The 25,683-nt window shown below is 49.1% G+C and carries 26 protein-coding genes; 20 read left to right on the top strand and 6 right to left on the bottom strand.

Annotated elements, in window-relative coordinates:
• The first annotated feature begins 194 nt into the window (after nucleotides 1-194).
• The 4 genes from ACZ5Q7_RS03390 (at nucleotide 195) to ACZ5Q7_RS03375 (ending at nucleotide 1,578) form a co-directional block, all read left to right on the top strand.
• On the top strand, nucleotides 195-497 hold the full coding sequence (locus ACZ5Q7_RS03390; RefSeq protein ID WP_343751676.1) for a phasin family protein: 303 nt from the start codon (nucleotides 195-197) through the stop codon (nucleotides 495-497).
• Between the two features lie 147 nt (nucleotides 498-644).
• Nucleotides 645-779, top strand: coding sequence for a hypothetical protein (locus ACZ5Q7_RS03385; RefSeq protein WP_343751677.1), 135 nt, complete (start codon nucleotides 645-647; stop codon nucleotides 777-779).
• Nucleotides 780-888: 109 nt separating this feature from the next.
• The gene (locus ACZ5Q7_RS03380; RefSeq protein WP_343751678.1) at nucleotides 889-1,179 is read left to right on the top strand and encodes a DUF5327 family protein; all 291 of its coding nucleotides are present in this window, start codon (nucleotides 889-891) and stop codon (nucleotides 1,177-1,179) included.
• 30 nt (nucleotides 1,180-1,209) lie between these two features.
• Nucleotides 1,210-1,578 carry a DUF423 domain-containing protein gene (locus ACZ5Q7_RS03375; protein ID WP_343751679.1) on the top strand — a complete coding sequence of 123 codons (369 nt, stop codon included), beginning with the start codon at nucleotides 1,210-1,212 and terminating at the stop codon, nucleotides 1,576-1,578.
• On the opposite strand, the gene ACZ5Q7_RS03370 is transcribed toward ACZ5Q7_RS03375, so the two are convergent.
• From ACZ5Q7_RS03370 to hemQ, 4 genes are all read right to left on the bottom strand, one after another.
• Nucleotides 1,573-1,824 carry a hypothetical protein gene (locus tag ACZ5Q7_RS03370; RefSeq protein ID WP_343751680.1) on the bottom strand — a complete coding sequence of 84 codons (252 nt, stop codon included), beginning with the start codon at nucleotides 1,822-1,824 and terminating at the stop codon, nucleotides 1,573-1,575. The two genes, ACZ5Q7_RS03375 and ACZ5Q7_RS03370, sit on opposite strands and share 6 nt — an antisense overlap.
• Before the next feature lie 165 nt (nucleotides 1,825-1,989).
• Entirely contained in the window at nucleotides 1,990-2,469 is a 480-nt protein-coding gene (gene gerQ / locus ACZ5Q7_RS03365; RefSeq protein ID WP_343751681.1) for a spore coat protein GerQ, read from the bottom strand.
• 18 nt (nucleotides 2,470-2,487) lie between these two features.
• Entirely contained in the window at nucleotides 2,488-2,910 is a 423-nt protein-coding gene (locus ACZ5Q7_RS03360; RefSeq protein WP_343751682.1) for a cell wall hydrolase, read from the bottom strand.
• A gap of 204 nt (nucleotides 2,911-3,114) precedes the next feature.
• Complete coding sequence (gene hemQ, locus ACZ5Q7_RS03355; RefSeq protein WP_343751683.1) at nucleotides 3,115-3,858, bottom strand: hydrogen peroxide-dependent heme synthase; 744 nt, start codon at nucleotides 3,856-3,858, stop codon at nucleotides 3,115-3,117.
• Between the two features lie 229 nt (nucleotides 3,859-4,087).
• On the opposite strand from hemQ, the gene pta reads away from it, so the two are divergent.
• Both pta and ACZ5Q7_RS03345 read left to right on the top strand, forming a co-directional pair.
• Nucleotides 4,088-5,056 carry a phosphate acetyltransferase gene (gene pta, locus ACZ5Q7_RS03350; protein ID WP_343751684.1) on the top strand — a complete coding sequence of 323 codons (969 nt, stop codon included), beginning with the start codon at nucleotides 4,088-4,090 and terminating at the stop codon, nucleotides 5,054-5,056.
• A gap of 115 nt (nucleotides 5,057-5,171) precedes the next feature.
• A complete protein-coding gene (locus tag ACZ5Q7_RS03345; RefSeq protein WP_343751685.1) occupies nucleotides 5,172-5,765 on the top strand; it encodes a histidine phosphatase family protein in 594 nt (197 codons plus the stop codon).
• A 284-nt stretch (nucleotides 5,766-6,049) separates the two neighbouring features.
• Here the strand turns inward: ACZ5Q7_RS03345 and ACZ5Q7_RS03340 are convergent, their stop codons facing one another.
• Complete coding sequence (locus tag ACZ5Q7_RS03340) at nucleotides 6,050-6,901, bottom strand: lipoate--protein ligase family protein (RefSeq protein ID WP_343751686.1); 852 nt, start codon at nucleotides 6,899-6,901, stop codon at nucleotides 6,050-6,052.
• A gap of 87 nt (nucleotides 6,902-6,988) precedes the next feature.
• Here ACZ5Q7_RS03340 and ACZ5Q7_RS03335 point away from each other — a divergent pair, with 87 nt between their 5' ends.
• The 3 genes from ACZ5Q7_RS03335 (at nucleotide 6,989) to ACZ5Q7_RS03325 (ending at nucleotide 9,407) form a co-directional block, all read left to right on the top strand.
• Nucleotides 6,989-8,320: an HD domain-containing protein gene (locus tag ACZ5Q7_RS03335; protein WP_343751687.1), complete on the top strand. Its 1,332-nt coding sequence runs from the start codon at nucleotides 6,989-6,991 to the stop codon at nucleotides 8,318-8,320.
• Nucleotides 8,310-8,810 carry a YwgA family protein gene (locus tag ACZ5Q7_RS03330; RefSeq protein ID WP_343751688.1) on the top strand — a complete coding sequence of 167 codons (501 nt, stop codon included), beginning with the start codon at nucleotides 8,310-8,312 and terminating at the stop codon, nucleotides 8,808-8,810. The genes ACZ5Q7_RS03335 and ACZ5Q7_RS03330 overlap by 11 nt, the downstream gene beginning before the upstream one ends.
• A 72-nt stretch (nucleotides 8,811-8,882) precedes the next feature.
• On the top strand, nucleotides 8,883-9,407 hold the full coding sequence (locus ACZ5Q7_RS03325) for a YwhD family protein (RefSeq protein ID WP_343751689.1): 525 nt from the start codon (nucleotides 8,883-8,885) through the stop codon (nucleotides 9,405-9,407).
• Between the two features lie 186 nt (nucleotides 9,408-9,593).
• Here the strand turns inward: ACZ5Q7_RS03325 and ACZ5Q7_RS03320 are convergent, their stop codons facing one another.
• Nucleotides 9,594-11,645, bottom strand: coding sequence for a transglycosylase domain-containing protein (locus tag ACZ5Q7_RS03320; protein WP_343751691.1), 2,052 nt, complete (start codon nucleotides 11,643-11,645; stop codon nucleotides 9,594-9,596).
• A gap of 434 nt (nucleotides 11,646-12,079) precedes the next feature.
• On the opposite strand from ACZ5Q7_RS03320, the gene ACZ5Q7_RS03315 reads away from it, so the two are divergent.
• The 11 genes from ACZ5Q7_RS03315 to fsa all read left to right on the top strand — a co-directional run bounded on the left by ACZ5Q7_RS03315 (nucleotide 12,080) and on the right by fsa (nucleotide 25,612).
• The gene (locus ACZ5Q7_RS03315) at nucleotides 12,080-12,523 is read left to right on the top strand and encodes a YwiB family protein (RefSeq protein ID WP_343751692.1); all 444 of its coding nucleotides are present in this window, start codon (nucleotides 12,080-12,082) and stop codon (nucleotides 12,521-12,523) included.
• Nucleotides 12,520-14,193 (top strand): arginine--tRNA ligase, encoded by a 1,674-nt coding sequence (argS, locus tag ACZ5Q7_RS03310; protein WP_343751693.1) that lies wholly within the window; start codon nucleotides 12,520-12,522, stop codon nucleotides 14,191-14,193. The genes ACZ5Q7_RS03315 and argS overlap by 4 nt, the downstream gene beginning before the upstream one ends.
• Before the next feature lie 490 nt (nucleotides 14,194-14,683).
• Nucleotides 14,684-16,795, top strand: a complete 2,112-nt coding sequence (locus tag ACZ5Q7_RS03305) for a (Fe-S)-binding protein (RefSeq protein ID WP_343751694.1) — start codon at nucleotides 14,684-14,686, stop codon at nucleotides 16,793-16,795.
• Nucleotides 16,796-17,051: 256 nt separating this feature from the next.
• Nucleotides 17,052-18,239 carry an acetyl-CoA C-acetyltransferase gene (locus ACZ5Q7_RS03300; protein ID WP_343751695.1) on the top strand — a complete coding sequence of 396 codons (1,188 nt, stop codon included), beginning with the start codon at nucleotides 17,052-17,054 and terminating at the stop codon, nucleotides 18,237-18,239.
• Nucleotides 18,240-18,356: 117 nt separating this feature from the next.
• Nucleotides 18,357-19,208: a 3-hydroxybutyryl-CoA dehydrogenase gene (locus tag ACZ5Q7_RS03295; protein WP_343751696.1), complete on the top strand. Its 852-nt coding sequence runs from the start codon at nucleotides 18,357-18,359 to the stop codon at nucleotides 19,206-19,208.
• Between the two features lie 42 nt (nucleotides 19,209-19,250).
• Entirely contained in the window at nucleotides 19,251-20,354 is a 1,104-nt protein-coding gene (locus tag ACZ5Q7_RS03290; protein ID WP_343751697.1) for an acyl-CoA dehydrogenase family protein, read from the top strand.
• Between the two features lie 27 nt (nucleotides 20,355-20,381).
• Nucleotides 20,382-21,491, top strand: coding sequence for an acyl-CoA dehydrogenase family protein (locus ACZ5Q7_RS03285; protein WP_343751698.1), 1,110 nt, complete (start codon nucleotides 20,382-20,384; stop codon nucleotides 21,489-21,491).
• A gap of 422 nt (nucleotides 21,492-21,913) precedes the next feature.
• Nucleotides 21,914-22,447 carry a DNA-directed RNA polymerase subunit delta gene (gene rpoE / locus ACZ5Q7_RS03280; protein WP_343751700.1) on the top strand — a complete coding sequence of 178 codons (534 nt, stop codon included), beginning with the start codon at nucleotides 21,914-21,916 and terminating at the stop codon, nucleotides 22,445-22,447.
• Nucleotides 22,448-22,637: 190 nt separating this feature from the next.
• Nucleotides 22,638-24,242, top strand: a complete 1,605-nt coding sequence (locus tag ACZ5Q7_RS03275) for a CTP synthase (RefSeq protein WP_343751701.1) — start codon at nucleotides 22,638-22,640, stop codon at nucleotides 24,240-24,242.
• A gap of 188 nt (nucleotides 24,243-24,430) precedes the next feature.
• Nucleotides 24,431-24,802 carry a response regulator gene (locus ACZ5Q7_RS03270; RefSeq protein ID WP_343751702.1) on the top strand — a complete coding sequence of 124 codons (372 nt, stop codon included), beginning with the start codon at nucleotides 24,431-24,433 and terminating at the stop codon, nucleotides 24,800-24,802.
• Nucleotides 24,803-24,970: 168 nt separating this feature from the next.
• Nucleotides 24,971-25,612 (top strand): fructose-6-phosphate aldolase, encoded by a 642-nt coding sequence (gene fsa / locus ACZ5Q7_RS03265; protein WP_343751703.1) that lies wholly within the window; start codon nucleotides 24,971-24,973, stop codon nucleotides 25,610-25,612.
• Nucleotides 25,613-25,683: the final 71 nt, after the last annotated feature.

Here is a 25,683-nt window from a genome sequence, read left to right as displayed (position 1 = left end):
CGGCTGAACGATCCACTTTGACCAACAGTTCGGGGATCGTTTCAGGAAGTCAATAATTCTGGCATAATTGCCACCTTTTGCTGCATAGAATCATAACAGCGAACGTTCAAAAAGGCATGTTTACATTGTTTCGATGTCGGGAAAACATATGCAGAATATATGATACTAAACCGGAAGAGAGAGGGGCCATGACGATGAGTGATTTCTTGAGAAAAGGGTTCCTGCTGGGGCTCGGTGCAGCCATCACAGGTAAGGAAAAAGTGGACGAGAAACTCCAGGTGTTGGTGGACAAGGGCGAATTGACCCAGGACGAGGCGAGAAGCATGCTGAGAGATTTAGCCAATAAGGGTGAATCGAAAACCGATGAATGGAATGAAAAAAGCCAGGAGCAACTGCAGTCGTTCGCCCATGATTTGGGGCTGGCCACCAAAGAGGATATTGATCGATTGGAAGCCCGACTGACGGAACTTGAATCGAAAGAAAATGAACGGTCTTAACATCGCATCCGACCCCTGTCGAGCGCTGTCAAATTATCAGTAAATTTCGTAAATTTTTGTTTGCATATTGATTCCCGGCATGATTAACGTTACAATAACGACATGATAAATGAACGTTTGATTCATTTCAGAAGGGGATGTGTTGTTATGAAGCAAATGGAACACATGCGGGAACACACAGAGAGACAGTTAGGCCGGAAACTCCAGGAAAAAGAACTGGCGTTTCTGCGGTGGGTATACGACCGATATCAAGAAGAAAGACAACGTCACATTAATATATAGATTGCGGGGAGATTGAGAAAGTCTTGGAGCGTATCCAAGGCTTTTTACATGGTTGAAACGATCATGTTCATGTTATACTGGCTTAAGTTAAGGAAAAGGAGTGGCAACCATGGCTGTGACGAACGATACGATCATACAGAAAATGGAAAAGGAGCTGGCCGAAGCGAAACGGTTGTCCAACGACGATGCAGGCATGAAAGCCCATATAGCCCATATTCACCTTTTATGTGAGCTGTTGCTGGAGGAAAAACCGAAGTCGGCAACACCGTCCAGCAGTGACATGACAGCCGACGAAATGAAGGCGATGCTCGGACAAGAAATGACCGGCAAACCGCTCGAGGGAACCGAAAAGCGAACCGAACAAGACGGCGCAAATGGACATTCCATTTTTGATTTTTAACATACACGTGGACAGAGGAGGCGTATTTTGATGAAGTTGTTTTTGATGCTGGGGGCCATCAACGGCTTTTTGGCGGTTGCGCTTGGTGCGTTCGGCGCCCACGGACTGGAAGGAAAAGTTTCCGAAAAAGCGCTCGGCACATGGGAGAAGGCGGTCAATTACCAAATGTTTCATACCATGGCTATGCTTGCCGTCGGTTTATTGCTTGCCAAATGGCAGACCGGTGGGCTTATGTGGGCCGGGTGGATGTTTTTCATTGGCATCATTCTTTTTTCCGGCACGCTCTATATTTACTCAGTGACCGGAGCGAAAACGTTTGCCATGATCACCCCCATTGGCGGGGTTGCCTTTTTGATTGGCTGGGTATTGCTCGGCTATGCGGTTATGAAAGGGCTATAACTGAAACAGCATAATAGTGGACAAAATCGCTACCATTCCAGCTTTAATAAGTTGCTTGATGCCGTCTTGAGCGTTGTTCGTGCTCGTATGCAGGACACCTTCGCAGAATAGGCTTGCTGCAATGAAATACAAGCTGCCTGTCATCATGATGACGTATCCTTGCATAATGGCGATAATCCCCGTTACAATAGCCAGTCCGAGGGTTACGAATTCCAGACGTATGTATTTTTCATACACATTCCGCACATGAATCACGTCCCCTCTGGCCGGTTTGCAGCCCAGTCACGATGTATGGACGGGATAAACCTTGTAGCGGTAGCAGCCTGTTTGCGACCTCTGCAAATGAGTACCCACCGGCAGGACTGCTCCATGCCGGTGGGCGCGCCGGTATACGAATGCCTGACCCCGACGTCAGCGCGGCGGGTATTGCGACATCTGTCCGCTGCTTCCGCTGTTATTATAAGGATACTGATAATTAAGCTCTTCGTTAAAGGTTACATAGTCAAGATAAATCATCAGTAACAAATAACGTTTTCCGGTTTGCTGATCGCTTAAAATGATGTGGTCGCGACCCGCTGCCTCAACAATCCCTTTAAACACTTTCGCATTCCATTCATCATTGTTTTCAAATGTCATATAAACGGTCGCTTGCTTTCCTTCATTCAGACGCAGTATGTTTTCAATGTAGGACTGTTGCTGTGGGAGCATGGTTTGTTGAGCCGGTGGTTGCTGACTAGGTTGACTCGGTACTTGCTGACCCTGCTGATTCGTCGCCGGTGGATTTGTTGGAAATTGCCTCGGGTCATACACCGGGTAGTAAGCAGGGGACGTCGGTGGATAGTAATAGTATGGATTTACCTGATACGGGTCGGTGTAATAATAGTCACTCATGTAGAAAACCTCCTCTTATTAATAAACTTGCGGACATTCGGATGAACTCGGTGCAAAGAAACAGTGGGATTTATACCGGCCCGTGTTCCCTTGGCCGAACCATTGCTCCGGGCAGGCACCGGTTGGTTTGAAAAAATATAAGGAATTGCTTGCCGGGTGATAGCGTTTGCCACTGATCACTTTACGAGCCAATTGTTTATCCTTTTCCCGGGCGCGCTGATAAAAATATCCTTTCTGTGTCGCCTCAAATCCGCCCGGACTCTGGTGAACCATTTGATTAATGGTATCAATTTCAGTAAAATCAAGGCATTCACCGCGGACCCGGTTAATTCCGGTGTTGCCGGCCATAAGCATTCCCAGTTTGCCATCCCCTTCTGCTTCCGCTCGCATTAATCGCGCTAATACATCAACGCCTTTTTCCGTGTACCGAACTACAGCCACATCACTTGCACCTCGCTTCTGCAAAGCTAACCTATATTGGTTTCTCAACTATCTATATGTAAGGCATGCGCTAATGATGACACATGACCAGCAAAAACATACATCATTTTTTGACAAATCAAACGATGAACAGCAGTACCCTTTGGAAATGAAAAGAAGAACCGGCTCCACTACCGGTTCTTCTTTTCATTTTTGTTCTATTATTTATACGTGCAAATAAGTGTCCAGTCCGTCTTTGGCAAGGTGGTTCCCTACAAAGAACGTACCGAATTCGCCGTATTTGGCACTTACTTCGTCAAAACGCATTTCGTAGACAAGTTTCTTCAGCTGCAATGCGTCATGGGCAAATAAGGTGACGCCCCATTCCCAATCATCAAAGCCGAATGACCCCGTAATAATCTGCTTGACGTTACCGGAATATTGGCGTCCGGTTTTGGAATGTTCATAAAGCAGCCCTGCCCGTTCTTTGAAGCTGAGTGAGTACCAGTTTTCCTCCCCTTCACGCCGTTTATCCATCGGGTAGAAACACATATGCTCCCACTTTGGCAAAATGGGGTATAGCCGATCACGTACTTTTGGATCATCCGCTGATGCGTTGCCGCTGTATTGCGACATTTCCACAACAGAGACATACGAATAAACAGGCTGCAGGAACTCAGCCAGTTTGGATTTATTGAACGCGGTTTCCACATCGGTCAATTCGTTCAGCGACGGGCGCAATATCATGAACATCATATCCGCTTTATGGCCAAGGACTTGATACAGAACATGGCTGCCATTTTCGGCCTGTTCCACTTCTTCCCAATCCGTCAGCAACTGTTTAAATTCCTGAATCGCTTCATCGCGGTCCTCACGGGATGCCATTTTCCATGAAGTCCAGTCAACCGTACGCATGTCATGTAAGCAATACCAACCGTCCAACGTTTTAACTGCTTCTGCTGCTGTCATAAAAAAACGCTCCTTCATTTGAAAAAATTCGCTTATGTCTCAGCGTGTCCATTCGCTGATCAATTAGTACCTAAAGTAACTATATCATATTTGGGCTATGATCAGCATGTCATCACGTATGTGTCATGATTCTGTCAGAAAAAACAAAAATGAATAGCTCAAAATGGTTTTCACATTGCGGTCATTACATTATGATTGAGACAGAAATGGATAGTTGGGAGGGCATGTAATGAGTCATCTTTTAACAGGGATTGAAAACAGTTTGAAAGAAACGGACAAGCGCATTGTTTTTCCGGAAGGGTATGACGCCAGAATTTTAACAGCGGCTGATCGTCTAAGCCAAGCCAGGGTGGTGACACCGATTCTGCTGGGCCAACCAGAAACCATCCGGCAAAAGGCAGCGGAGGCCGGTGCGGACATATCCCAGTGTGAATGGATGGACCCGAACGATCATCCAGACATGGATACCATGATCGAAGCGTTTGTCGAACGCCGCAAAGGGAAAGTGTCGGCCGACGAAGCCAAGGATATTCTACGGGATGAAAACTATTTCGGCACCATGCTCGTTCACATGGGACAGGCGGACGGCCTTGTCAGCGGAGCGGCGCATTCGACAACGGAAACGGTCCGGCCTGCCTTGCAAATCATCAAAACGAAAGACGGCGTTCAGAAAACATCCGGTGTTTTTATCATGATTCGTGGTGAGGAAAAATATGTATTCGCCGATTGTGCGATCAACATGAGCCCGGACAGTCAAGATCTGGCGGAAACCGCTACCGAAAGTGCGACGACAGCGAAACTGTTTGATATCGATCCGCGTGTGGCGATGCTCAGCTTCTCCACGAAAGGATCCGCCCAGTCGGAAGAGACGGATAAAGTGGTGGAAGCCTTACGTCTGGCGCAGAATAAAGACGCATCGCTCGTTATCGACGGCGAATTTCAGTTTGATGCGGCATTCGTTCCGGATGTGGCTGCTAAAAAAGCACCGGATTCCGTTCTGCAGGGTGACGCGAATGTGTTTATCTTTCCAAGTCTGGAAGCAGGAAATATCGGCTACAAAATTGCTCAGCGACTCGGTGGTTTTGAGGCGGTCGGTCCTATTTTGCAAGGCTTGAATAAACCGGTCAATGACCTGTCACGTGGCTGCAGTGCAGATGACGTTTACAGCCTGGCACTAATCACGGCCATGCAGGCATAACGATGATGTAAAAGCGTACAGTGGCGGCTGTACGCTTTATTCAAGCGGCTAAGCTTCAATATTATTAGGATATGTTATACTAATGATAGCAAAAACGATTTTGGGGTGAAGCAGTATGACGAAAGTAGGGTTTGTCCGGCACGGCACGACGCTCTGGAATAAGGAGGGCCGGGCGCAGGGCAGCTCCGATGTGCCACTGGATGCACAAGGGCGCCAGGAAGCTGAAAAGGTGGCCGAACGCTTGTGCACGGATCATTGGGATGTCATTTATACCAGCGACTTAAGCCGGGCCAACGATACGGCCGAGGCCATTGCACGTGCCATGGGAGGGATGGATCTTCATCGGGATAAAAGGCTCCGGGAGCGCGATTGCGGCCAAATTGAAGGAATGAACGAAGCTGAACGCACCGCAACTTGGGGATATAACTGGCGGTCACTCGACTTGGGTCAGGAAACGGCTGAAAGCATGGTCGAACGCGGAATGTCATTTCTCAATGAAGTATCCGCCACACACGAAGGCGACCATATTTTAATTGTGAGCCACGGCACCTTTATCAAACAGCTATTAACCCATCTTTCACCGGAAATAGACGCCCAAACATTGCTTGGCAACACGTCCGTAAGCTGCATCGCTTCCGGAGAGAACGGCTGGACGCTTGAATTACTGAATTGTACAAAACACCTCGAACCCATGCAAAGTGAATCCTGAACGGAAAACGGTTTTGAACGACGCGCGCTATCATGAGGTGAGGTCGCGCGACTCGAGCCACAACGCGCGCAGTCATGGGGTAAGGTCGCGCAATTCACGCCAAAAGTCACGCGGTTATGGGGCAACTCGCGCAGTTCAAGCGGGGAGTCGCGCCATCATGGGGTAAGGTCGCGCGGCTAAGGCCGCAACTCGCGCAATAATCGAACGAGGTCGCGCAGCTAGAGCCAAAACTCGCACAGCTCGAGCCAAAACGCGCACAGCGCAGCCCACCCCCTGCGCACCCTTCACTGCATGGCGGCTACGTTCTCGTTCCGTTTCACCATCTGCGCGTATCGCTTCGTGAACTGCTCCCATTCGTCGTCGGAAAAGTCACTGGTGCGCATCCGGTCGCTGACGGCGTTGATTGCTTCCCAAACGCGTGATTTCAAATCATCCACCGTCAATTCCATGCCGAGCAATTCTGATAGTGACGCCATCACGCTCGGTTCAATATCCGGATAATCAAATGATGTTGCTTCGCCTTTTCGTGCCGCTTCATAAAAATCCCGAATCAGTTCCGCGCGCTCCTGTCCCCGACCATTCACATCCAAATAAATCTGGATGGCCGCTCCGTTTTTGACCCGGCGCTGTGAGATGCCAGCAAATTTTCGCCCGCTGATGCTCAAGTCGTAGTCGCCCGGACAGTAGGAACCGACAATTTCATACGCCTCGATACCATCGGTGAGGTCGCGCAGCACATGTTGAATGAATCCGACCATCGCGTCATAGCAGTCGTGAATGGAAATACCTCTGACACTGGGAAGGACGAGGGACAGATTCAGGACACCTGCATCAAGGGGGACAGCGAGCCCACCGGAATTGCGGACGATCGCGTGATAGCCGCGCTCCGACACCAGCCGGATTCCCTCTTTCAGATGCGGCAGACGTGTGTCGGGAATGCCGAGGACGACGGTATCCGAATGCACCCAAAGCCGCACGGCCGCCTCCGTGTCTGCACCGGCAGCGGACAGAGCGAGTACGTCATCAACGGCAAACGACGTTAGTGCGGTATATGCCCGCCCGTGGAAAATATTTTTTTCAGTATGATCCAAATAGCGAAATGCCGTGTGGTGCACGACGTCTTTCCAATGTTTCATAGTGTTCTCCTTTATTCCATCCTTTTAACTTTCACGAAACTATCCTATAATATACTATAACATTGTCGAAAAGAAACAGGTGAATCCATGCCATACAAAGATGAAAAATTGCATGAGGAAAAAGTTTTTAAAGATCCGGTGCACCGTTATGTCCATGTCAATGACCGGGTCATCTGGGATTTGATTGCCACACCGGAATTTCAGCGGCTGCGACGGATTAAGCAGCTCGGGACGACGTATTTGACGTTTCACGGCGCTGAACACAGCCGGTTCCATCATTCGCTTGGTGTGTATGAAATCATACGGCGCATCTTGGAAAATTTCGCGGACAGTCCACGCTGGGATCCAGGGGAACGATTGGTCTCGCTGTGTGCCGCTTTGCTTCATGATCTGGGGCATGGGCCATTTTCCCATTCGTTTGAAAAAGTGTTCAAATTGGATCATGAGCAGTTTACACAAGCGATTATTCTCGGCGATACAGACGTGCACCATATTTTGGAACAGGTCGAGCCAGGCTTTTCCCAAAAGGTGGCCGATGTGATCGACAAAACATATGAGGACAAGCTCGTTGTCAGCCTTATTTCCAGCCAGATCGATGCTGACCGGATGGATTACTTGCAGCGCGATGCGTATTTCACCGGGGTCAGCTACGGGCACTTCGATATGGAACGGATTTTACGTCTCATGCGGCCGCTGGAGGACCAGGTCGTGATCAAATCGACCGGGATGCATGCGGTTGAGGATTATATTATGAGCCGCTATCAAATGTATTGGCAAGTCTATTTTCACCCGGTCACCCGCAGTGCGGAAGTGATTTTGTCCAAAATCCTGCATCGCGCCAAATATTTGTACGAAAATGATTATACCTTTAAGTTGAAGCCGATCCATTTCGTTTCCTTTTTCAATGAATCAGTTGGTCTCCGCGACTATTTGAAGTTGGATGAGACGGTGGTCATGTATTATTTCCAACTTTGGCAGGAAGAGGATGATCCAATTCTGAGTGACTTGTGCGAGCGATTTGTGAACCGGCATCTGTTTAAATACATCGAATTTAATCCGAACGAGCAGATGAACGAGTGGAATGAACTCACGCAGCTGTTCCGCGAGGCGGGTATGGATCCGGATTACTACTTGGAAGTCGACTCGTCGTCTGATTTGCCGTATGATTTTTACCGGCCGGGCGAAGAGGAAGAGCGCCTGCCCATTCACTTGCTGATGCCGGATGCGAGCTTAGTGGAGCTGTCCCGGCATTCGGATATCGTCGAGGCCATTTCCGGTAAAAAACGTACGGACCATAAGCTTTATTACCCGGCGGATCTGGTGAAAAAGCTGTCGGACGACCATCCGGCCAAACGACGAATAGCAGAACTCCTGCATTTGAAGCAACCTTACAAAGGAGCGAATAACCATGCTGACTGATCATGCCAAATTAATGCGGTTTTTTTCCGACGCGGAAGAAGTGAGCGGACGGAAAAAGTTGCAGAAAATGATATATATCCTGCAAAAATGGAACTTCCCGTTTGAAGAGAAGTATCAATTTCATTTTTACGGACCATATTCGGAGGAATTGTCCTTACGGGTGGAAGAGCTGTGCAATCTCGGATTCTTGGCCGAGGAGAAAGAAAACAAAAGCAATTATGTTCAGTATCATTACCATATAACCGGATCGGGAAGAGACTTCTTGCAGCAATTCGGGATGACGATGCCCGATATGACCGAACCGATAGCTCTGCTGCAGGAAAAAAGCTCCCGGTTTCTTGAGCTTGTAGCGACGATGCTTTACTTTGACGGGTTGAGCCGTGATGACGTCAATGAGAAAGTACATACGGTTAAACCGAAGCAACAGTACACCGATCTGGAGCTGGATGAGGCACACCGGCTGATTCAAGCAATGCATCCGGTGCAATGAGCATCCGGATGAACAGCATCGGAAGCGTATGCTACAATGGAAAGCACCATACCGATTTAGGAGGGTTTTGAAATGAGTTCCGATCAATCGTCCAACCAAAAGAAAACGAATCAATTTACGATTATAAAAGATGACCCGAATGATGGTCACGAAGGCTACGGTATTGGCTCCATCAGTCTGGAAAATATGTCATCGGTCATCATCGACCCGAATGAGGACCAAGCGTTTGTTGACATGGAAGCGATGCATGCTCGCAGTGCCGTCGAGCGTCGTGTCAAGTTTCAGTCGGACAGGGATGCGGTTCCTAATGGCCTGGTGTATTGGGTCGTCTGGGTTACGGTTGAAAAAGGCGAAAACGGTCCGTACTTTGCCGGTGTGGGCGGCAGTGAACTCGTTGTCGACCGTTCCATCAAACGTGCTTACAAATCCATGCCGGAGCATGTCAAACATATGGAAGATTCCTTGAAGGGCAAGATCCGGGTGGAACACATGGATGAGCATTCCAAAAAGTTGTTGAAAGACTTTTTGGCTAACTTTGAAGGCGGCGACATGTGGAAAAATTCGACCGATGAATTGAAAAACGCGCTTCCGAATTAATGAACATTTTGTGACCGATCAGTGAATTGTCGGTTTTCGGCTTGTGCTTTTGGATGGAAATTTGTAAAATATGTATACATGGACGGAAACATGGATTACTAGGACACAAAAAGAGCTGACTGCCTATGGGGAGTCAGCTCTTTTTATATGCCCTGTGTACGGGCCTGGAAATGGGTACTTGCGTCATCAGAATAGGAAGTCCATAACTTTTTCCAGCATGCCCGGCTCATCCTTCTTCTCGTCATCCGCATTCGGCTCATCGTCTGGCATGTGCATGGTGCAGTATTTCTGTGGCGCGGTCCCTTTTTTAAAATACATGAGACGGCTTGTGTCACAGTAGGTGGTGGCCCGTTTGCCGCTTTCGGGATCAATACGGATACTGGTGACGCCGGACGGCGCATCAAATGATGAACGGCTGCCGTTTTGATGGGTCTTGTTCATAAAATTGGCCCAGATTTGTTTGGCGTAGCGATGCTCGGTTCGGCCGAAAATTTTCCGGTTATCGTCAAATCCCGTCCAGACCCCTGTCGCGAGCATTGGACTGTATCCGATCATCCAGTTGTCTGCATCGGTGGTGCCTGATTTTCCGGCATAGGTTCTCTCCAGTGTATCAGCGATGCTGGACCCGGTCACGGGCATGTAGCCGTCAAGTGATCGATCAAACATGCCAGTCATCAGTTGCGTTAAAACGAATGTTGTTTGCGGATCCAGCACGCGTTTCTCCTGCTGATCCGCCCGTTCAAAAACGGTGCGACCATTTCGGTTTGTGATTTTGGTAATGGTGTGTCCCTCCACCTGCTTTCCACCATTGGCGATCATGCTGTATCCGGTCACCATATTTTCCACGGTCACAGCCGATGTTCCGAGCGCAAGGGAAGGAACCGCGGGCAACTCCCCGTCAAATCCAAATTGACGGGCGGTGCTCACCAACGTCTCCGGGCCGAGATACAAATTGGTTTTGACCGCATACACATTATCGGATAAGGCGAGTGCTTGGGCGAGTGATATGGGTTTATTGGCATAGTAGCCGTTATAGTTGCTCGGTTGATAAACATTACCATTTTCCAGTCGGAATGCTGTCGGTTTGCTCTGCAGCATGGTGGTCGGCGTATAGCCGTTTTCCAGGGCGGCGTAGTAAAGAAATGGTTTGAAAGCGGACCCCGGCATTCGCTTCGCCTGCATCGCTCGGTTAAACTGGCTGTCGGTATAATCCCTTCCGCCGATAAGCGCACGAATGCCCCCACTCGCAGGGTTCATGGCCATCGCACCGAGCTGAATATCGCTGCTTGACTGAATGACATTGGACGCGCTTTGTCTCAACGTTTTCTGCATCGTTTTGTTAAGCGTGGTATGAATATTGTAGCCGCCAGAACGAATGGTTTCTGTATCCATCTCCAAAATGGATGCTGCTTCGTTCAAAACGGCATCCTGAAAATATGGGGCGAGCGGCACGTTATTCCGTTCGTCCGCCTCGGTAAAGGCGAGATGTTTACGGGTTGCGAGAAAATGCTGTCGCTCGGTAATGTCACCATTATCAAGCATCAAATCAAGAATGCGTCGCTGCCGGCGTTTGGCATTTTCCCTATCATTAAATGGGGAATAATACGCCGGCCCTTTCGGAATGGCAGACATCATCGCCGCTTCCGGCAACGACAAATCGGCTGCTGACTGATCAAAAAAATGTCGGCTTGCCGTTTCCACACCATATTTACCGTGGCCGTAATAAATCGTGTTAAGGTAGCCTTCCAAGATTTCCTTTTTGGAATAGTGCATCTCTAGCCGTACGGTATAAAATGCTTCCTTCAGCTTCCGCATCCACGTCTTCTCATGCGATAAATACAAATTCCGTGCATATTGTTGGGTGAGGGTACTTGCCCCTTCCTTCAGAGAAAGACTTTTCAAATCGGTAAGCAAGGCACCGGCAATCCGTTTCACATCAAAGCCATTGTGTTCGTAAAAACGGGTATCCTCAACAGCGAGTGTTGCTTGAATGAGCTTGGGCGATATGTCATCAAGGCTAACCCAGCGGCGATTTTGGGCACCTTGTTCCTCCCCGATAACGTTTCCATCGATGCCGTAATAAACCGTGTTTTGATCGTTGGTGAGCGGTGGCGGCCCAAGCAGAAAACTGACCGCATAAACGCCGGCGATGAATAGTATCGCTGCTGCAGCCATCGCAAGTGGTATCATGTATATCAATCGTTTTTTGAATGCGTTCAGCCGTAATAATTTCCGCATATGAGATACTCCATTTTCGACAGATGTTACTCCCATTATGGAAAAGAACAAACGGAATTAAACCCGCCTGCCTGCAAAAATCGTCGAGCGGGATTGGATAGAGTGGAAAGTCGCGCAATAATGGGTGGGGTCGCGCCATTCAGGAGAAACTCGCGCAGTAATCCGAGCAGGTCGCGCAGCTCGGGGTGAAGGTTGCGCAGTTCGTGTTGCAACTCGCGCAGCTCCCTCCAAATGTCGCGCAGTTATAACGGAGGTTGCGCGGCTCCACCCCAAACTCGCGCCGTTCCGGTGGCGTTGCCCGGTTTGAGCGTTATGGCTTACAATTAGCGCGAGGCGGAGCAGGGGAAAAGTCAATGTTGTTTTGTGTCGCGTTTGCAATGGAAAGGCATTCATAGATACAATAGGTTATTATATTCATCAGGAGCGTTCAAAAAATGACACACGATGCGAAACAGGTTGCCATTGAGCTCCATACGTCGATTGATGACGATGGTGACATAGAGTACAATACAGTAAGAGAGACAGGTTATTTTTATCAAAAAAACAATATGGATGTGCTCACCTTTCGCGAAACCCTTGACGACGGGGCGCGCCTTAACAATATGATTACCATTCATAAGGACAGAGTGAGTATTAAGCGCAACGGGCCGGTCGTTATGCATCAACAGTTTCAGCCGCATCGGTCGACCGAAAATGTTTACCAGCACCCGTACGGTACGATAGATATGCAAACGTATACGACACACATGGACTATCGCCGCCCTGATCCGGGAAAGGCGGGCTATTTGACCTTGGCCTATACGGTCAAACTGAACGGGCAGCTTGAACGAAACCATCAATTAGCGTTGAATGTCCATCATAAGGAGGAAGGCTCATGACCAATGTGTTGCAACAGACGGAAGATATTTTGAAACAGGAAATTGCTGCCGCAGTAGTTCAGGCCGAACTGGCGACTGATGAGGAGCGGCCGGAAGTGATTTTGGAAAAACCGAAAGAAAAAGCGCATGGTGATTTTGCAACAAATATTGCCATGCAGCTCGCACGCATTGCTAAAAAAGCTCCCAAACAGATTGCTGAGGATATTACCACTCATCTGGATACGGCCAAAGCGCATGTCGACAAAGTGGAGGTAGCCGGTCCCGGTTTCATCAATTTTTTCATGAAAAATGATTTTCTCGGCGATTTGATCCCGGCAATTCTGGAAGCTGGAGATACATACGGCCGGAGCGATGCCGGCAAGGGCGAGAAGGTGCAGGTGGAATTTGTTTCCGTCAACCCGACCGGTGATTTGCATCTTGGCCATGCCCGCGGTGCAGCTTATGGCGACGTGTTTTCCAATGTACTGGAAGCGGCGGGCTACAACGTGGAACGGGAATATTACATTAACGATGCTGGCAGCCAGATTGACAAATTGGCGACATCGGTGGAAACCCGGTACATGCAGGCGCTCGGCCGAGACGCTAAAATGCCGGAAGACGGCTACCGTGGGGACGATGTTGCTGCTATCGGCCGGGACATGGCAGCTGAGTACGGTGAAAAATGGGTGGACGCCGACACATCGGAGCGGCTTTCCTTTTGCCGGGAGTACGGGCTGCAGTCGTCGCTCAACCAGATAAAAAAAGACCTCGCCGACTTCGGAGTGCATTTTGACCACTGGTTTTCCGAACAGTCGCTATACGCTGACAAGAAGGTGGAAGAAGCCGTTCAGACATTGCGGGATGGCGGCTATGTCTATGAACAGGACGGGGCTGTCTGGTTCCGTTCGACCGATTTCGGTGATGACAAGGACCGCGTTTTGATCAAGCAGGACGGCAGCTATACGTATCTGACACCGGACATCGCCTACCATAAGGATAAACTGGAGCGCGGATTCCAGGAGATGATTAATGTATGGGGGTCCGATCATCACGGCTATATCGCGCGGATGGAAGCGGCCATTCAGGCGCTTGGGTATCCGGCGGACAAGCTGGTTGTTAAAATTATCCAGATCGTTAACCTGTACGAAGGCGGAGAAAAACTGCGCATGAGCAAGCGCACCGGCAATGCGGTGGCACTGCGGGATTTGATGGAAGATGTCGGCATTGATGCGACACGTTACTTCTTTGTCATGCGGTCCAACGACACGCAATTCGACTTTGATTTGGATCTCGCCCGTTCCCAATCCAACGACAATCCGGTGTATTATGTACAATATGCCCATGCTCGGATCTGCACGATGCTGAAACAGGCCGAAGCGAAAGGATTTGCCGGAAGTGAGGCGTTTGATGCCAATCTTCTGACTGCCGAGAAAGAAACAGACTTGTTGAAAAAGCTGGGCGCATTCCCGCAAACGATCGCGGATGCTGCCGAAAAACGCGCACCACATAAAGTACCGCAGTATGTATTCGAACTGGCGTCGCAGCTGCACAGCTTTTACAATGCGGAAAAAGTGCTCGACCCGGATCATCCGGAACGCACCAAAGCCCGAATAGCCCTTATGGAAGCCGTCCGCACCACGCTCGCAAACGGCCTTCGTCTGATCGGTATTACCGCACCCGAATCAATGTAATAAAAAACTTGCAGAGGCACCGCCTTTCTGCAAGTTTTTTTTAGACTGAACCATGCTATCAGTCTAATTTTTTAATGACTTTTTGATAAAAGCCATCAAGGATGCTCAATGGATTGTTAGTCTTACCCGGTCGTTTGTCACCTTGTCCATCATTGTCATAACCTTGCCAAGATGATACGAGCTGGCTGCCTACCCTTGCTTGGCCGGATGGCGGGTTTATCAACCGGATTCAGGATATATCAACCAGATTGGCAGATTTATCAACCAAATTTAGAATATATCGACCGTATCGACTGATATATCAACCGGATTGGTAGAATTATCAACCGGATTTAGAATTCCGCAACTTTATGGTGATTCTCTGAATCAGGTTGACTGAATAATCATTCATCGTATAGAGTAGTGACTAAACCAACTGAATTTTCTTAATCAAAAGAATGCAATCGTTGTCATTATGCGTTATACTGTATTTTAAAGGGGGAGGAGCACGATGGATATATTTTTGACGATTAATTGGCTGGCCTTTGCAGCTATTGTTATTTATGGTGTATATTTATTTGTCAAAGTGGTGGCGACACGGGTTTCTTACATAAAACTTGGCAAAGAATCCAACTTTGACCGAGATTTTAAAGAACGCTTCCGGCGTGTTGGCACCATTGTTTTTGGTCAGTCCAAGCTGTTGAAAGATAAAAAATCCGGGACGATTCACGTGATGATGTTCTACGGATTTATCCTTGTTCAGTTCGGAGCCATTGATATGTTCGTAAGAGGACTCGCACCGGGGAGTCACTTGCCGTTCGGCGCTCTGTATCCGGGATTTACATTTTTTCAGGAACTGGTAACATTAATGATATTGGTGGCCGTCGTGTGGGCGTTTTATCGGCGTTATATTGAGAAAATTGTTCGTCTCAAACGTGGGTTTAAAGCGGGTCTTGTGCTACTGTTTATTGCCACATTGATGATGTCCGTATTACTCGGAAACGGGATGAACATCATTTGGCACGGGGAAGCTGCATCGTGGTCGGAGCCAGTGGCGAGTGTGATCGCTCTTGCATTTGGCTGGATGGGCGAAACGGCTGCGTTGGTGGCATTCTATGTGTTCTGGTGGATTCATACGATGACGATACTGGCCTTCCTCATTTATGTACCACAGTCCAAGCATGCGCATTTAATTGCTGCGCCTATTAATGTGTTTTTAAGCAAACGGGAGCCTGGCAAACTGGAAAAAATTGACTTTGATAATATGGATGACGCCACTGATGAAAGTGAGATGTCATTCGGCGTCGGCAAGGTGGAAGATTTCGACCAGCGCCAGTTGATTGATTTTTATGCGTGTGTGGAGTGTGGGCGCTGCACCGATGTCTGTCCGGCATCAGGCACCGGTAAAATGCTGTCGCCGATGGATATTATGGTTAAAGCACGCGATCATCTTACGGAAAAAGGAGCGGCCGTGACGGGCAAATCGCCGTGGGTGCCGTCGTATGCGTTTTCCGGAACGAAAGGCAATCAGTTGGCCGGTGAAGGAGCCAATGAAGCAGCGGCGGGCATGGCGGATGTCAGCCTTATCGGGGACGTTATTACCGAAGAGGAACTGTCCGGATGCACCACATGCCGCGCGTGTGAAGACGCATGTCCGGTTATGAATGAGCACGTCGGGGCGATTATCGACATGCGCCGCTATCTCGTTATGACAGAAGGGAAAATGGACCAGGGTGCCCAGCGCGCTGTTATGAACATCGAACGCCAAGGCAATCCATGGGGCTTGTCCAAGAAAGACCGCATCAAATGGCGTGAGCAGGATGACGATGCGTATATCCCGACGATTAAAGAACTGAAAAAAGAAGATAAAGATTTTGAGTATCTCTTTTGGGTCAGTTCGATGGGATCGTTTGACAATCGCAGTCAAAAGATTGCTCTGGCCTTTGCCAAACTGATGAATCAGGCCGGCATTAATTTTGCTATCCTTGGCAATAAGGAGCAGAATTCCGGTGACACGGCACGACGCATAGGAAATGAATTTTTATTCCAGGAAATCGCTGAGAAAAACATAAGCGAATTTGAAAAAAACAATGTAACGAAAATCGTGACGATTGATCCACATGCGTATAATATTTTCAAAAACGAATACCCCGACTTTGGTTTTGAAGCGGAAGTCTATCATCATACACAGATGCTGTACGACCTGGTGATGAATGGAAAATTAAAGCCGCAACGGCCGATTAACCAGCGGCTCACGTATCATGACTCTTGCTATTTGGGCCGGTATAACGGCGTATACGATCCGCCGAGGGAAATTTTAAATGCAATACCGGGACTTGATTTAATCGAAATGAATCGCAGCAGGGAAAATGGCATGTGCTGCGGTGCCGGGGGCGGTTTGATGTGGACGGAAGATACAACCGGCAACCATATTAACGTCGCCCGTACCGAACAGGCGCTGGAAACCGAATCAACGATGATCTCCAGTGCATGCCCATTCTGCCTCACAATGCTCAGTGACGGAACGAAGGCAAAAGAAGTGGACGAAGATATCGGCACCATGGATGTGGCTGAAATCCTCGCACTGTCCGTATTGACGGAGGACGAAGAGCAGACAGCCTAAAGGTAAAGCCGCGCAGCTCGGAACGGACTCGCGCGAGAATGGGGTCATGTCGCGCCATTCAGGACGCAGCTCGTGCAATGATGAGGTAAAGTCGCGCAACTCGGCCTGAAACTCGCACAGATCAGGGTAAAGTCGCGCAACATCAGGAGAGGATCGCGCAACTCGCGCGGCTGCCCTGAAACGCGCACGACTGGATCTCCCTTCTTTGTCGAGCGAGCGTTCGGTCTAAACAAACTCAGGAAAGGACGTTGGCAATATGAAAAAAAGTGTCATAGCCTCTGGTGCACGCACGCCATTCGGCAATTTTGGAGGCAGTTTGCAGCCAATGACAGCCTCGCAGCTCGGCGGTGCAGCTATCCGCGGAGCGCTGAACCGGGCGGGGCTGGATGGTGAGCGCGTCGACGAAGTCATTATGGGAAACGTTCTTCAGGGCGGCCAGGGACAGATTCCATCACGGCAGGCTGCGCGTTATGCAGGCATTCCGTGGGACGTCAAAACCGAAACCATCAATAAAGTGTGCGCATCCGGCTTGCGCAGTGTCACGCTTGCTGATCAGCTCATCCGGGCCGGGGATGAAGACATACTCGTGGCCGGTGGCATGGAAAGCATGAGCAATGCGCCGTACATTTTGCCCGATGCCCGCTGGGGACACCGCATGGGTGATAAACAGGTCGTCGATATGATGGTTCACGACGGACTCACGTGTTCTTTTGGCGGTGTTCACATGGGCAGTTACGGCAACAGAACAGCCGAGGAATATGGCTTGACGAGAGAGGCGCAGGATGAATGGGCTTACCGCAGTCATCAGCGGGCTGTAAAGGCGATTGACTCCGGCGCATTTGCCTCGGAGATCGTCCCGGTTGATGTGCCGCAACGAAAAAAGGATCCGATTACCGTCGACACAGATGAAACACCGCGCCGCGACACGGATTCAGCCAAACTGGCTAAATTGCGTCCGGCTTTTGATAAAGATGGCACCATTACCGCCGGGAACGCACCAGGGGTCAATGATGGTGCCGGTGCCTTTGTCATTATGTCGGATGAACAGGCGAATCAGCTCGGCAAGACGCCGATGGCCCACATCCTTGGTCATGAGGAAGTCGCCGTCGCGTCGGAAGATTTTCCAAAGACGCCCGGACTTGTTATTAACAAATTATTGAAAAAGACCGGTTACACTGAACAGGATATCTCATTGTACGAAATTAACGAGGCGTTTGCAGCTGTATCGCTGGCAAGCGGACAAATAGCTGATATCGATCCGGAAAAAATCAACGTCAACGGTGGTGCCGTTGCGCTGGGCCACCCAATCGGAGCGAGCGGTGCCCGCATTATTCTGACGCTGATTCACGAACTGAAGCGCCGGGGCGGCGGCCTTGGCATCGCGGCGATTTGCAGCGGCGGCGGCCAGGGTGATGCTGTGCTTTTGGAAGTACCGGGGGAATAAGCGCACCGCTGTTTTATTTCATCCGACTATCGAATGAATGAACGGATCCACTGAGCGGACGGCTGTTTTCATCTTATATAAACCAACGAAACCAATCAGGCAAAGGGAGGCTTTTTCATGGCAATCAACCACATGATGGTGGTCGGCTCTGGGCAAATGGGATCAGGAATCGCCCAGGTATGCGCTCAATCCGGCTACCATGTTTATCTGTATGATGCCAACAAAAACGCACTTGATAAAGGAATGGAAGGGGTGAGAAAACGTTTAACGAAGGCAGTGGAAAAAACACGTATTTCTGAGCATGAAAAGCAAAATACGATGGATCTTCTTCAGCCAGTAACCGATATCGATTCCGTGCGGGAATGTGACTTGGCGATTGAAGCCATCGTGGAAAACCTTGATGCCAAAACGAGTCTTTTCAACGAGCTGGATGCCCGTGCCCCCGATCATGCCATTTTAGCGACGAATACATCATCGCTGCCGATTACCGAAATGGCTGCGGCAACCAATCGGCCCGAGCAGTTCATCGGCATGCATTTTATGAATCCAGTGCCTGTTATGAAACTGGTGGAAGTCATCCGCGGCCTGCAGACAAGTGATGCCACATATCAGGCTGTGGAAGCAATGGCAACCGATTTGTCAAAAAGTCCGGTGGAAGTTGATGACGCCCCAGCGTTTGCTGCCAACCGTATTCTAATGCCGATGATCAATGAAGCCATTTTTGCCGTCCATGAAGGCGTGGCATCGGTTGAGGATGTGGATACGGTGATGACACTGGGCATGAACCATCCAATGGGGCCGATGACACTCGCTGATTTCATCGGACTCGACACGTGTCTTTACATTATGGAAGTGCTCTATGACGGCTATAACGACAGCAAATATCGCCCGTGCCCGCTACTGAAAAAATATGTGCATGCCGGATGGCTTGGCAAAAAAGCCGGACGAGGTTTTTACCAGTATGATTAATCCGGACCACGACAAAAAGGGATGAATGCTGGAGGGGCAACCATGAATTTTCGATTAACGGACGAACAGGAAAGAATTCGGGGCGTGATGCGTGATTTTGCCCAAACGGATGTCTCCCCGCTCGTTGAACGCATGGAACAGGAGGGCCGATTTCCGTCCGAATTGGTGAAAAAAATGGGCAACATTGGCCTGATGGGGATTCCTATTCCGACAGCGTATGGCGGCAGCGGCATGGATTACATATCGTACATCTCGGCCATCATTGAGCTGTCAAAGGTGAGTGCGGCTCTCGGCGTTATTTTATCCGTCCATACATCGGTCGGTACCAATCCGATCGTCCGATTTGGTACGGAGCAGCAAAAGAGTCATTATTTACCGAAGCTTGCATCCGGCACCTATCTCGGTGCGTTTGCCCTGACGGAATCCGAAGCAGGGTCAGACGCCGCCAGCATGCGGACAATAGCTGTCTTGGACGGGGATGATTATGTGCTGAATGGCGAGAAAATGTTCACCACCAATGGCAGGGAGGCGGATACCTTTATCACGTTTGCCCGAACAAGCGGAGAGGGCCGGTCCAAAGGGATCAGTGCGTTTATTGTGGAAAAGGATGCACCAGGCCTTTTCATTGGCAAATCGGAGCGAAAAATGGGGTTGCACGGATCTAGCACTGTCCAGGTTGGCTTTGACCATTGTCGTATTTCCCGGGATCAGCTGCTTGGTGCAGAAGGTGATGGATTCAACATTGCCATGGCAAACTTAAATGTCGGCCGTATCGGTATTGCTGCACAAGCGCTGGGCATTGCCGAGGCAGCGTTGGAGCACACGTCCGCCTATGCCCGTGACAGGGCCTCCTCCCAACTTGCCGAGACGGCGGCAGAGGTGGAGGCGGCCAACCTCTTGACTCACCAAGCTGCATCGTTCGTACAGCGCGGTGTTCCTTGCAACAAAGAAGCATCGATGGCGAAGGTCTATGCGGCCAAAACCGCGCGCAAAGCAGCAACAGAAGCACTTCGTGTGTGCGGCAGGTACGCTTGCACAGAGGACTCCCCAGTGGAGCGTTTTTTTCGTGATGCAAAAGTCACCGAAATATATGAAGGAACCAATGAAATCCAACATAAAGTCATCGCGAAAAACGTGTTGCACTAGTCCGATGAGGAAGGGGGATCATGCTCTATGGACTTTCAATTAACCGACGAACAGGAAATGCTGCGGACGATGGTTTGTGATTTTGCCAAAAACGATGTGGAACCGACGGCTGCTGAACGGGATGCCGAGGAGCGTTTTGACCGGGAAATGTTTGATAACATGGCTAACCTTGGTTTGACAGGGATTCCATGGCCCGAAGCATATGGTGGCATAGGGGCGGACGTCCTCAGCTATTGCATCGCCGTGGAAGAACTCTCACGTGTCTGTGCATCCACAGGTATGACGCTGTCAACACATGTGGCACTTGCCAGCTGGCCCATTTATCAGTATGGAACCGACGAACAAAAGCGGACATTCCTTCACCGACTAGCAACTGGAGAAGCTCTCGGTGCGTATGCCGTGTCCGAATCCGTATCCAGCAGGGACACCGCTGCGATAACAACCGTTGCCAACAAAGACGGCGATGATTATATATTAAATGGGAACCAAGTATGGACTATGAATGGCGGTGCGGCCGACCTTTACATCGTGTTTGCCACGACCGATCCGGACGCCGGCGACGGGAGTATCAGTGCATTCATTGTTGAAAAGGGGACGAAAGGTTTCACGTTCGGCAAAACGGAAAAGAAACTCGGTGTTCGTTCGTCTCCAACAACCGAGCTCGTGTTCGACCATTGTCGTGTTCCGAAAGACAACCTGCTCGGAGCGGAAGGACAAGGTTTGACGATTGCCATGGCTACCCAAGATAGCGGGCGCACCAGCATGGCCGCCCAGGCTGTTGGCATTGCCCAGGGCGCGCTGGATGCCGCGGTGGATTACGCGAAAAAGCGGGAGCAGTTCGGCAAGCCGATCGCAGCCAATCAAGCTATTTCGTTTAAACTCGCCGATATGGCTACGGATGTGGAAGCGTCTCGTCTATTAACCTATCAGGCGTCCTGGCTCGCATCAGAAGGGCAGCCGTACAGAGAAGCGTCAGCTATGTCCAAATTCGTTGCCGGTGACGCCGCAATCCGGATTACGACAGACGCCGTGCAAGTATTCGGCGGCTATGGTTACACGAAAGATTACCCGGTCGAACGATACATGCGCGATGCGACCATCACTCAAACGTTTTTTAGCCCATCGGACGAATGCTGATATAAGACGGTCGCGCGACAATAGGATGAATTTGCGCCACTCGAGGAGAAAGTCGCGCAGTAAACGGCAAGCTCGCGCAACTCAGGGCAAACGTTGCGCAATAACCACTCAACTCGCGCGGTTCTCTCCAAAGGTCGCGCAACTCCGCTCAGAACTTGTGCAGCTCCACCCCAAACTCGCGCGACAAACAAGGAACCCGTTGACGAATAACCATTCCCGGTGGGCAGTCCCGGCTCGATGGCGACTGCCTTATACGACGTAAAAGGCCAGTATTGCCGCCTATGTCAATTCCAAAAAGATTCCGCTGGCATATTCCTTTGCGAATTGTTTATAATGAATGGTATGATATGTAGGCATATGGGCAGGATCATGCCATCGTTTAGTTTTGTGAATGAAATATATGAAAAAGGGAGTGCGGTATCGTGAGCTTGGATCAATACAGCCGCGAAGAACTGGAAGCAACGTCAATGCTTGAACTGGCAAATGATATTCTATCGAATGAACAGAAAGTCATGGACTTTAATGAATTGTATGACAGAATAGCCGACATAAAAGGGTTTACGGACGAGAATAAGCAGGAATTCATTGCGCAATTTTACACCGATTTGACCGTTGATGGCCGATTCCTGACAGCTGGCTCCGGCGCATGGGGGTTGAAACGCTGGTACCCCGTTGAGCAAATGGATGAAGAAGTGACGTCAACACCGAAGAAAAAATCATCCAAGAAGGAAAAGCAGCAGACGAAGCAGCCCAAAAAGAAAGAACCTGAAAAGCAGGAAAACGATGAGGACTTAATGATTGATGATAACTTGCTTGATGATGACGTGGATGATCTGGATATGGATGATGTTGATATTGACAGTGCCGGGGAAGGCATTGATCAGGAATTTGACGGCGACGAGGACACAGAGGAAAACGATGATGATACGAAGGACAACGATAACGATACAAATTAATTAAGCGGCTTGACTTTTCAAACGCGTGTGATTACAATTTTTATTGGGCTCGCTGATTGTTGCGTATAAGCGCTACCCCTGACTGTCGGGGGTGGCGCTTTTTTATTTGATAACAACAACGATATGACACAACCTAATAGCAGCATCGTTTGATTGGGTAATTTTTACACGGAAAGAAGAGGGATAACTCGTGACAAAGTATATTTTTGTGACCGGCGGTGTCGTTTCATCACTCGGCAAAGGAATAACAGCCGCTTCCCTGGGCCGACTGTTGAAAAATCGCGGATTGAAAGTGACGATTCAAAAATTTGACCCGTATATCAATGTCGACCCGGGTACAATGAGTCCGTATCAGCACGGGGAAGTGTTTGTCACCGACGATGGTGCGGAAACGGATTTGGATCTCGGGCATTATGAACGGTTTATCGACATTAATTTAAATAAATACAGCAATATTACGACTGGAAAAGTGTATTCGAGTGTCATCAAAAAAGAACGCCGTGGCGATTATTTGGGCGGGACGGTACAGGTTATCCCCCATATCACCAATGAAATTAAGGAACAGGTATTCCGCGCGGGTCAGGCAACCGAGGCGGATGTTGTGATCACCGAGATTGGCGGAACGGTCGGAGATATTGAATCATTGCCGTTTCTTGAAGCGATCCGTCAAATCAAAAATGACATTGGCAAAGACCATGTTATGTATATTCACTGTACCCTTGTTCCATACATTAAAGCTGCGGGCGAAGTGAAAACCAAACCGACCCAGCACAGTGTTAAAGAATTGCGCTCGCTCGGTATTCAGCCTGATTCCATTGTTCTGCGGTCCGAGCTAGCGATCAGTGACGACATGAAAGAGAAAATTGCACTCTTTTGCGATACGGATAAAAACGCGGTGATTGAAATGCGCGATGCGGATACGCTATACCAGGTACCGATCGCTTTGCAAAATCAGCAGTTTGATCGGCTGGTCTGTGATCACCTCGGATTGCAATGCGAGGAGCCGGAGATGCACGAATGGAATCAACTTCTTTATCGGGTGCGCCATTTGTCCAGAACAACGGAAATTGCGCTTGTCGGCAAGTATGTCGAACTGCCGGATGCGTATTTGTCTGTTGTGGAAGCCTTGAAGCATGCCGGGTTTTCCTATGATACGGATGTCACCGTCAAATGGATTAACTCGGAAAAATGCGATAAGGAAACGATCAAACAGGAGCTGGCCACCATGGACGGCATTTTAGTTCCCGGCGGCTTTGGCGATCGCGGTATTGATGGAAAGATAGAGGCTATCCGCTATGCCCGGGAAAATCGTATCCCGTTTTTGGGTATCTGTCTCGGTATGCAATTAGCCACTGTCGAATACGCTCGAAATGTGCTCGGTCTGGAAGGGGCCCATTCAGCCGAAATTGACCCTGCCACCCCTCATCCGGTCATTGACCTGTTGCCGGAACAGAAAAATATTTCCGAACTGGGTGGAACGTTGCGACTGGGTGTTTATCCGTGTCAACTGATCGCTGATACGAAAACGGCACAAGCGTATGGTGAAGCGGATCTGGTCCATGAACGTCACCGTCACCGGTACGAATTGAATAACGATTACCGCGATGATTTGCAGCGAAACGGTATGATGGTTTCCGGAACCAGTCCGGACGGCCGACTCGTGGAAACGATGGAACTTACGGATCACCCTTGGTTTGTCGCTTGCCAGTTTCATCCGGAATTCAAATCGCGTCCAACACGTCCGCAATCACTGTTTGAAGGGTTTATCAGCGCCGCCACTCATTCGTCATCGTAATTTAAAAGTCCTTGGTTAATGAATAGAAATCGCATCTCTCTTATGATGGTTGGTAGGCAAAAAGGTTCATTTTGGTTATTTTGGTTCATAAATAACAGGATTTTAAGCCATTTATGAAGAATATAAAACCAATACAAGGAATAAAATGTAACGATTGCTAACCGTCTTAAACTTAGGGGATGACGTTAATGATGGAATCCAAGGATATACTTGTGGTGGATGACCAGCCAGGTGTGCGACTGCTGCTCAAGGAAATGTTTACAAATGAAGGATATTGTGTGACAACCGCGGAAACCGGGAAAGAAGCACTTGATTCTCTTTATGCAAGGTCGTTTGATTTGCTTATGCTGGATTACAAGCTTCCTGTGGTTGACGGTGTGCAAGTGTTGGAGCAACTGGAACGGGATCGGATGCACATTCCGTCCATTATCATGAGCGGTATGATCGAGGACATCGAGAAAGTGTCGGAACAATTCAGCATGGTCAAAGAAGTGATCGGCAAACCGTTCGATGTGGAAAACGTTTGCACATCCACCAAAGGTCTATTGGGGACGAATTGATTATTATTATGAAAAGATGTGCGGTCATGGTAAACGATGGCCGCACATTTTGATTTCTGCTTGCCATGGACCGTTCAAATTGGTATTCTTATATTACAGTTTTTTTCGGATATTGGTTTATGATGCATATGGACATGTGTGTAGTTATTGAAAGAGAGGGATAGATTAATGAAATTTTTCGTGGATACTGCCAATATTGATGAAGTCCGGTCAGCTAACGAACTTGGTGTTTTGGCCGGAGTAACGACCAACCCAAGTCTTGTGTCCAAGGAAGGGGTCTCCTTTCATGAACGCTTGAAGGAAATCACCAATGAAGTATCTGGCTCTGTCAGCGCTGAAGTCGTCTCCGAAGATGCGCAGGGTATGATTACCGAGGGCAAAGAGTTGGCATCCATCGCGCCGAATATCACGGTAAAAGTCCCGATGACACTGGAAGGCTTGAAAGCTGTCAAAGCATTCAGCGATATGAACATAAAAACGAATGTCACCTTAGTGTTCAGTGCCAACCAGGCATTGCTGGCTGCTCGCGCCGGTGCATCATACGTTTCACCGTTTTTAGGCCGTCTGGATGACATTGGTCATGACAGCATGGCATTGATTGAATCGATTAGGGAGATATTTGACCTGCACGATATTGGAACGGAAATTATCGCGGCATCGATCAGGCATCCATTGCATGTAACGAATGCAGCCAAACATGGTGCGCACATCGCGACGATTCCGTATAAAGTGTTCGATCAGCTTGTGAAACACCCATTGACCGATCAGGGGATTGAGAAATTTTTGGCCGACTGGAATAAATCAAATTAAGTGCATAAAACTGGAAAAAACGTACATGATAAAGTGACAAGCGAATGCCGGCCGCTGGTTGCAGCCTTTTC

The organism is Lentibacillus halophilus, assembly GCF_055395055.1.
Note: the sequence above shows the minus strand (reverse complement) of the source record. Positions and strands in the feature narration are given on the sequence as shown.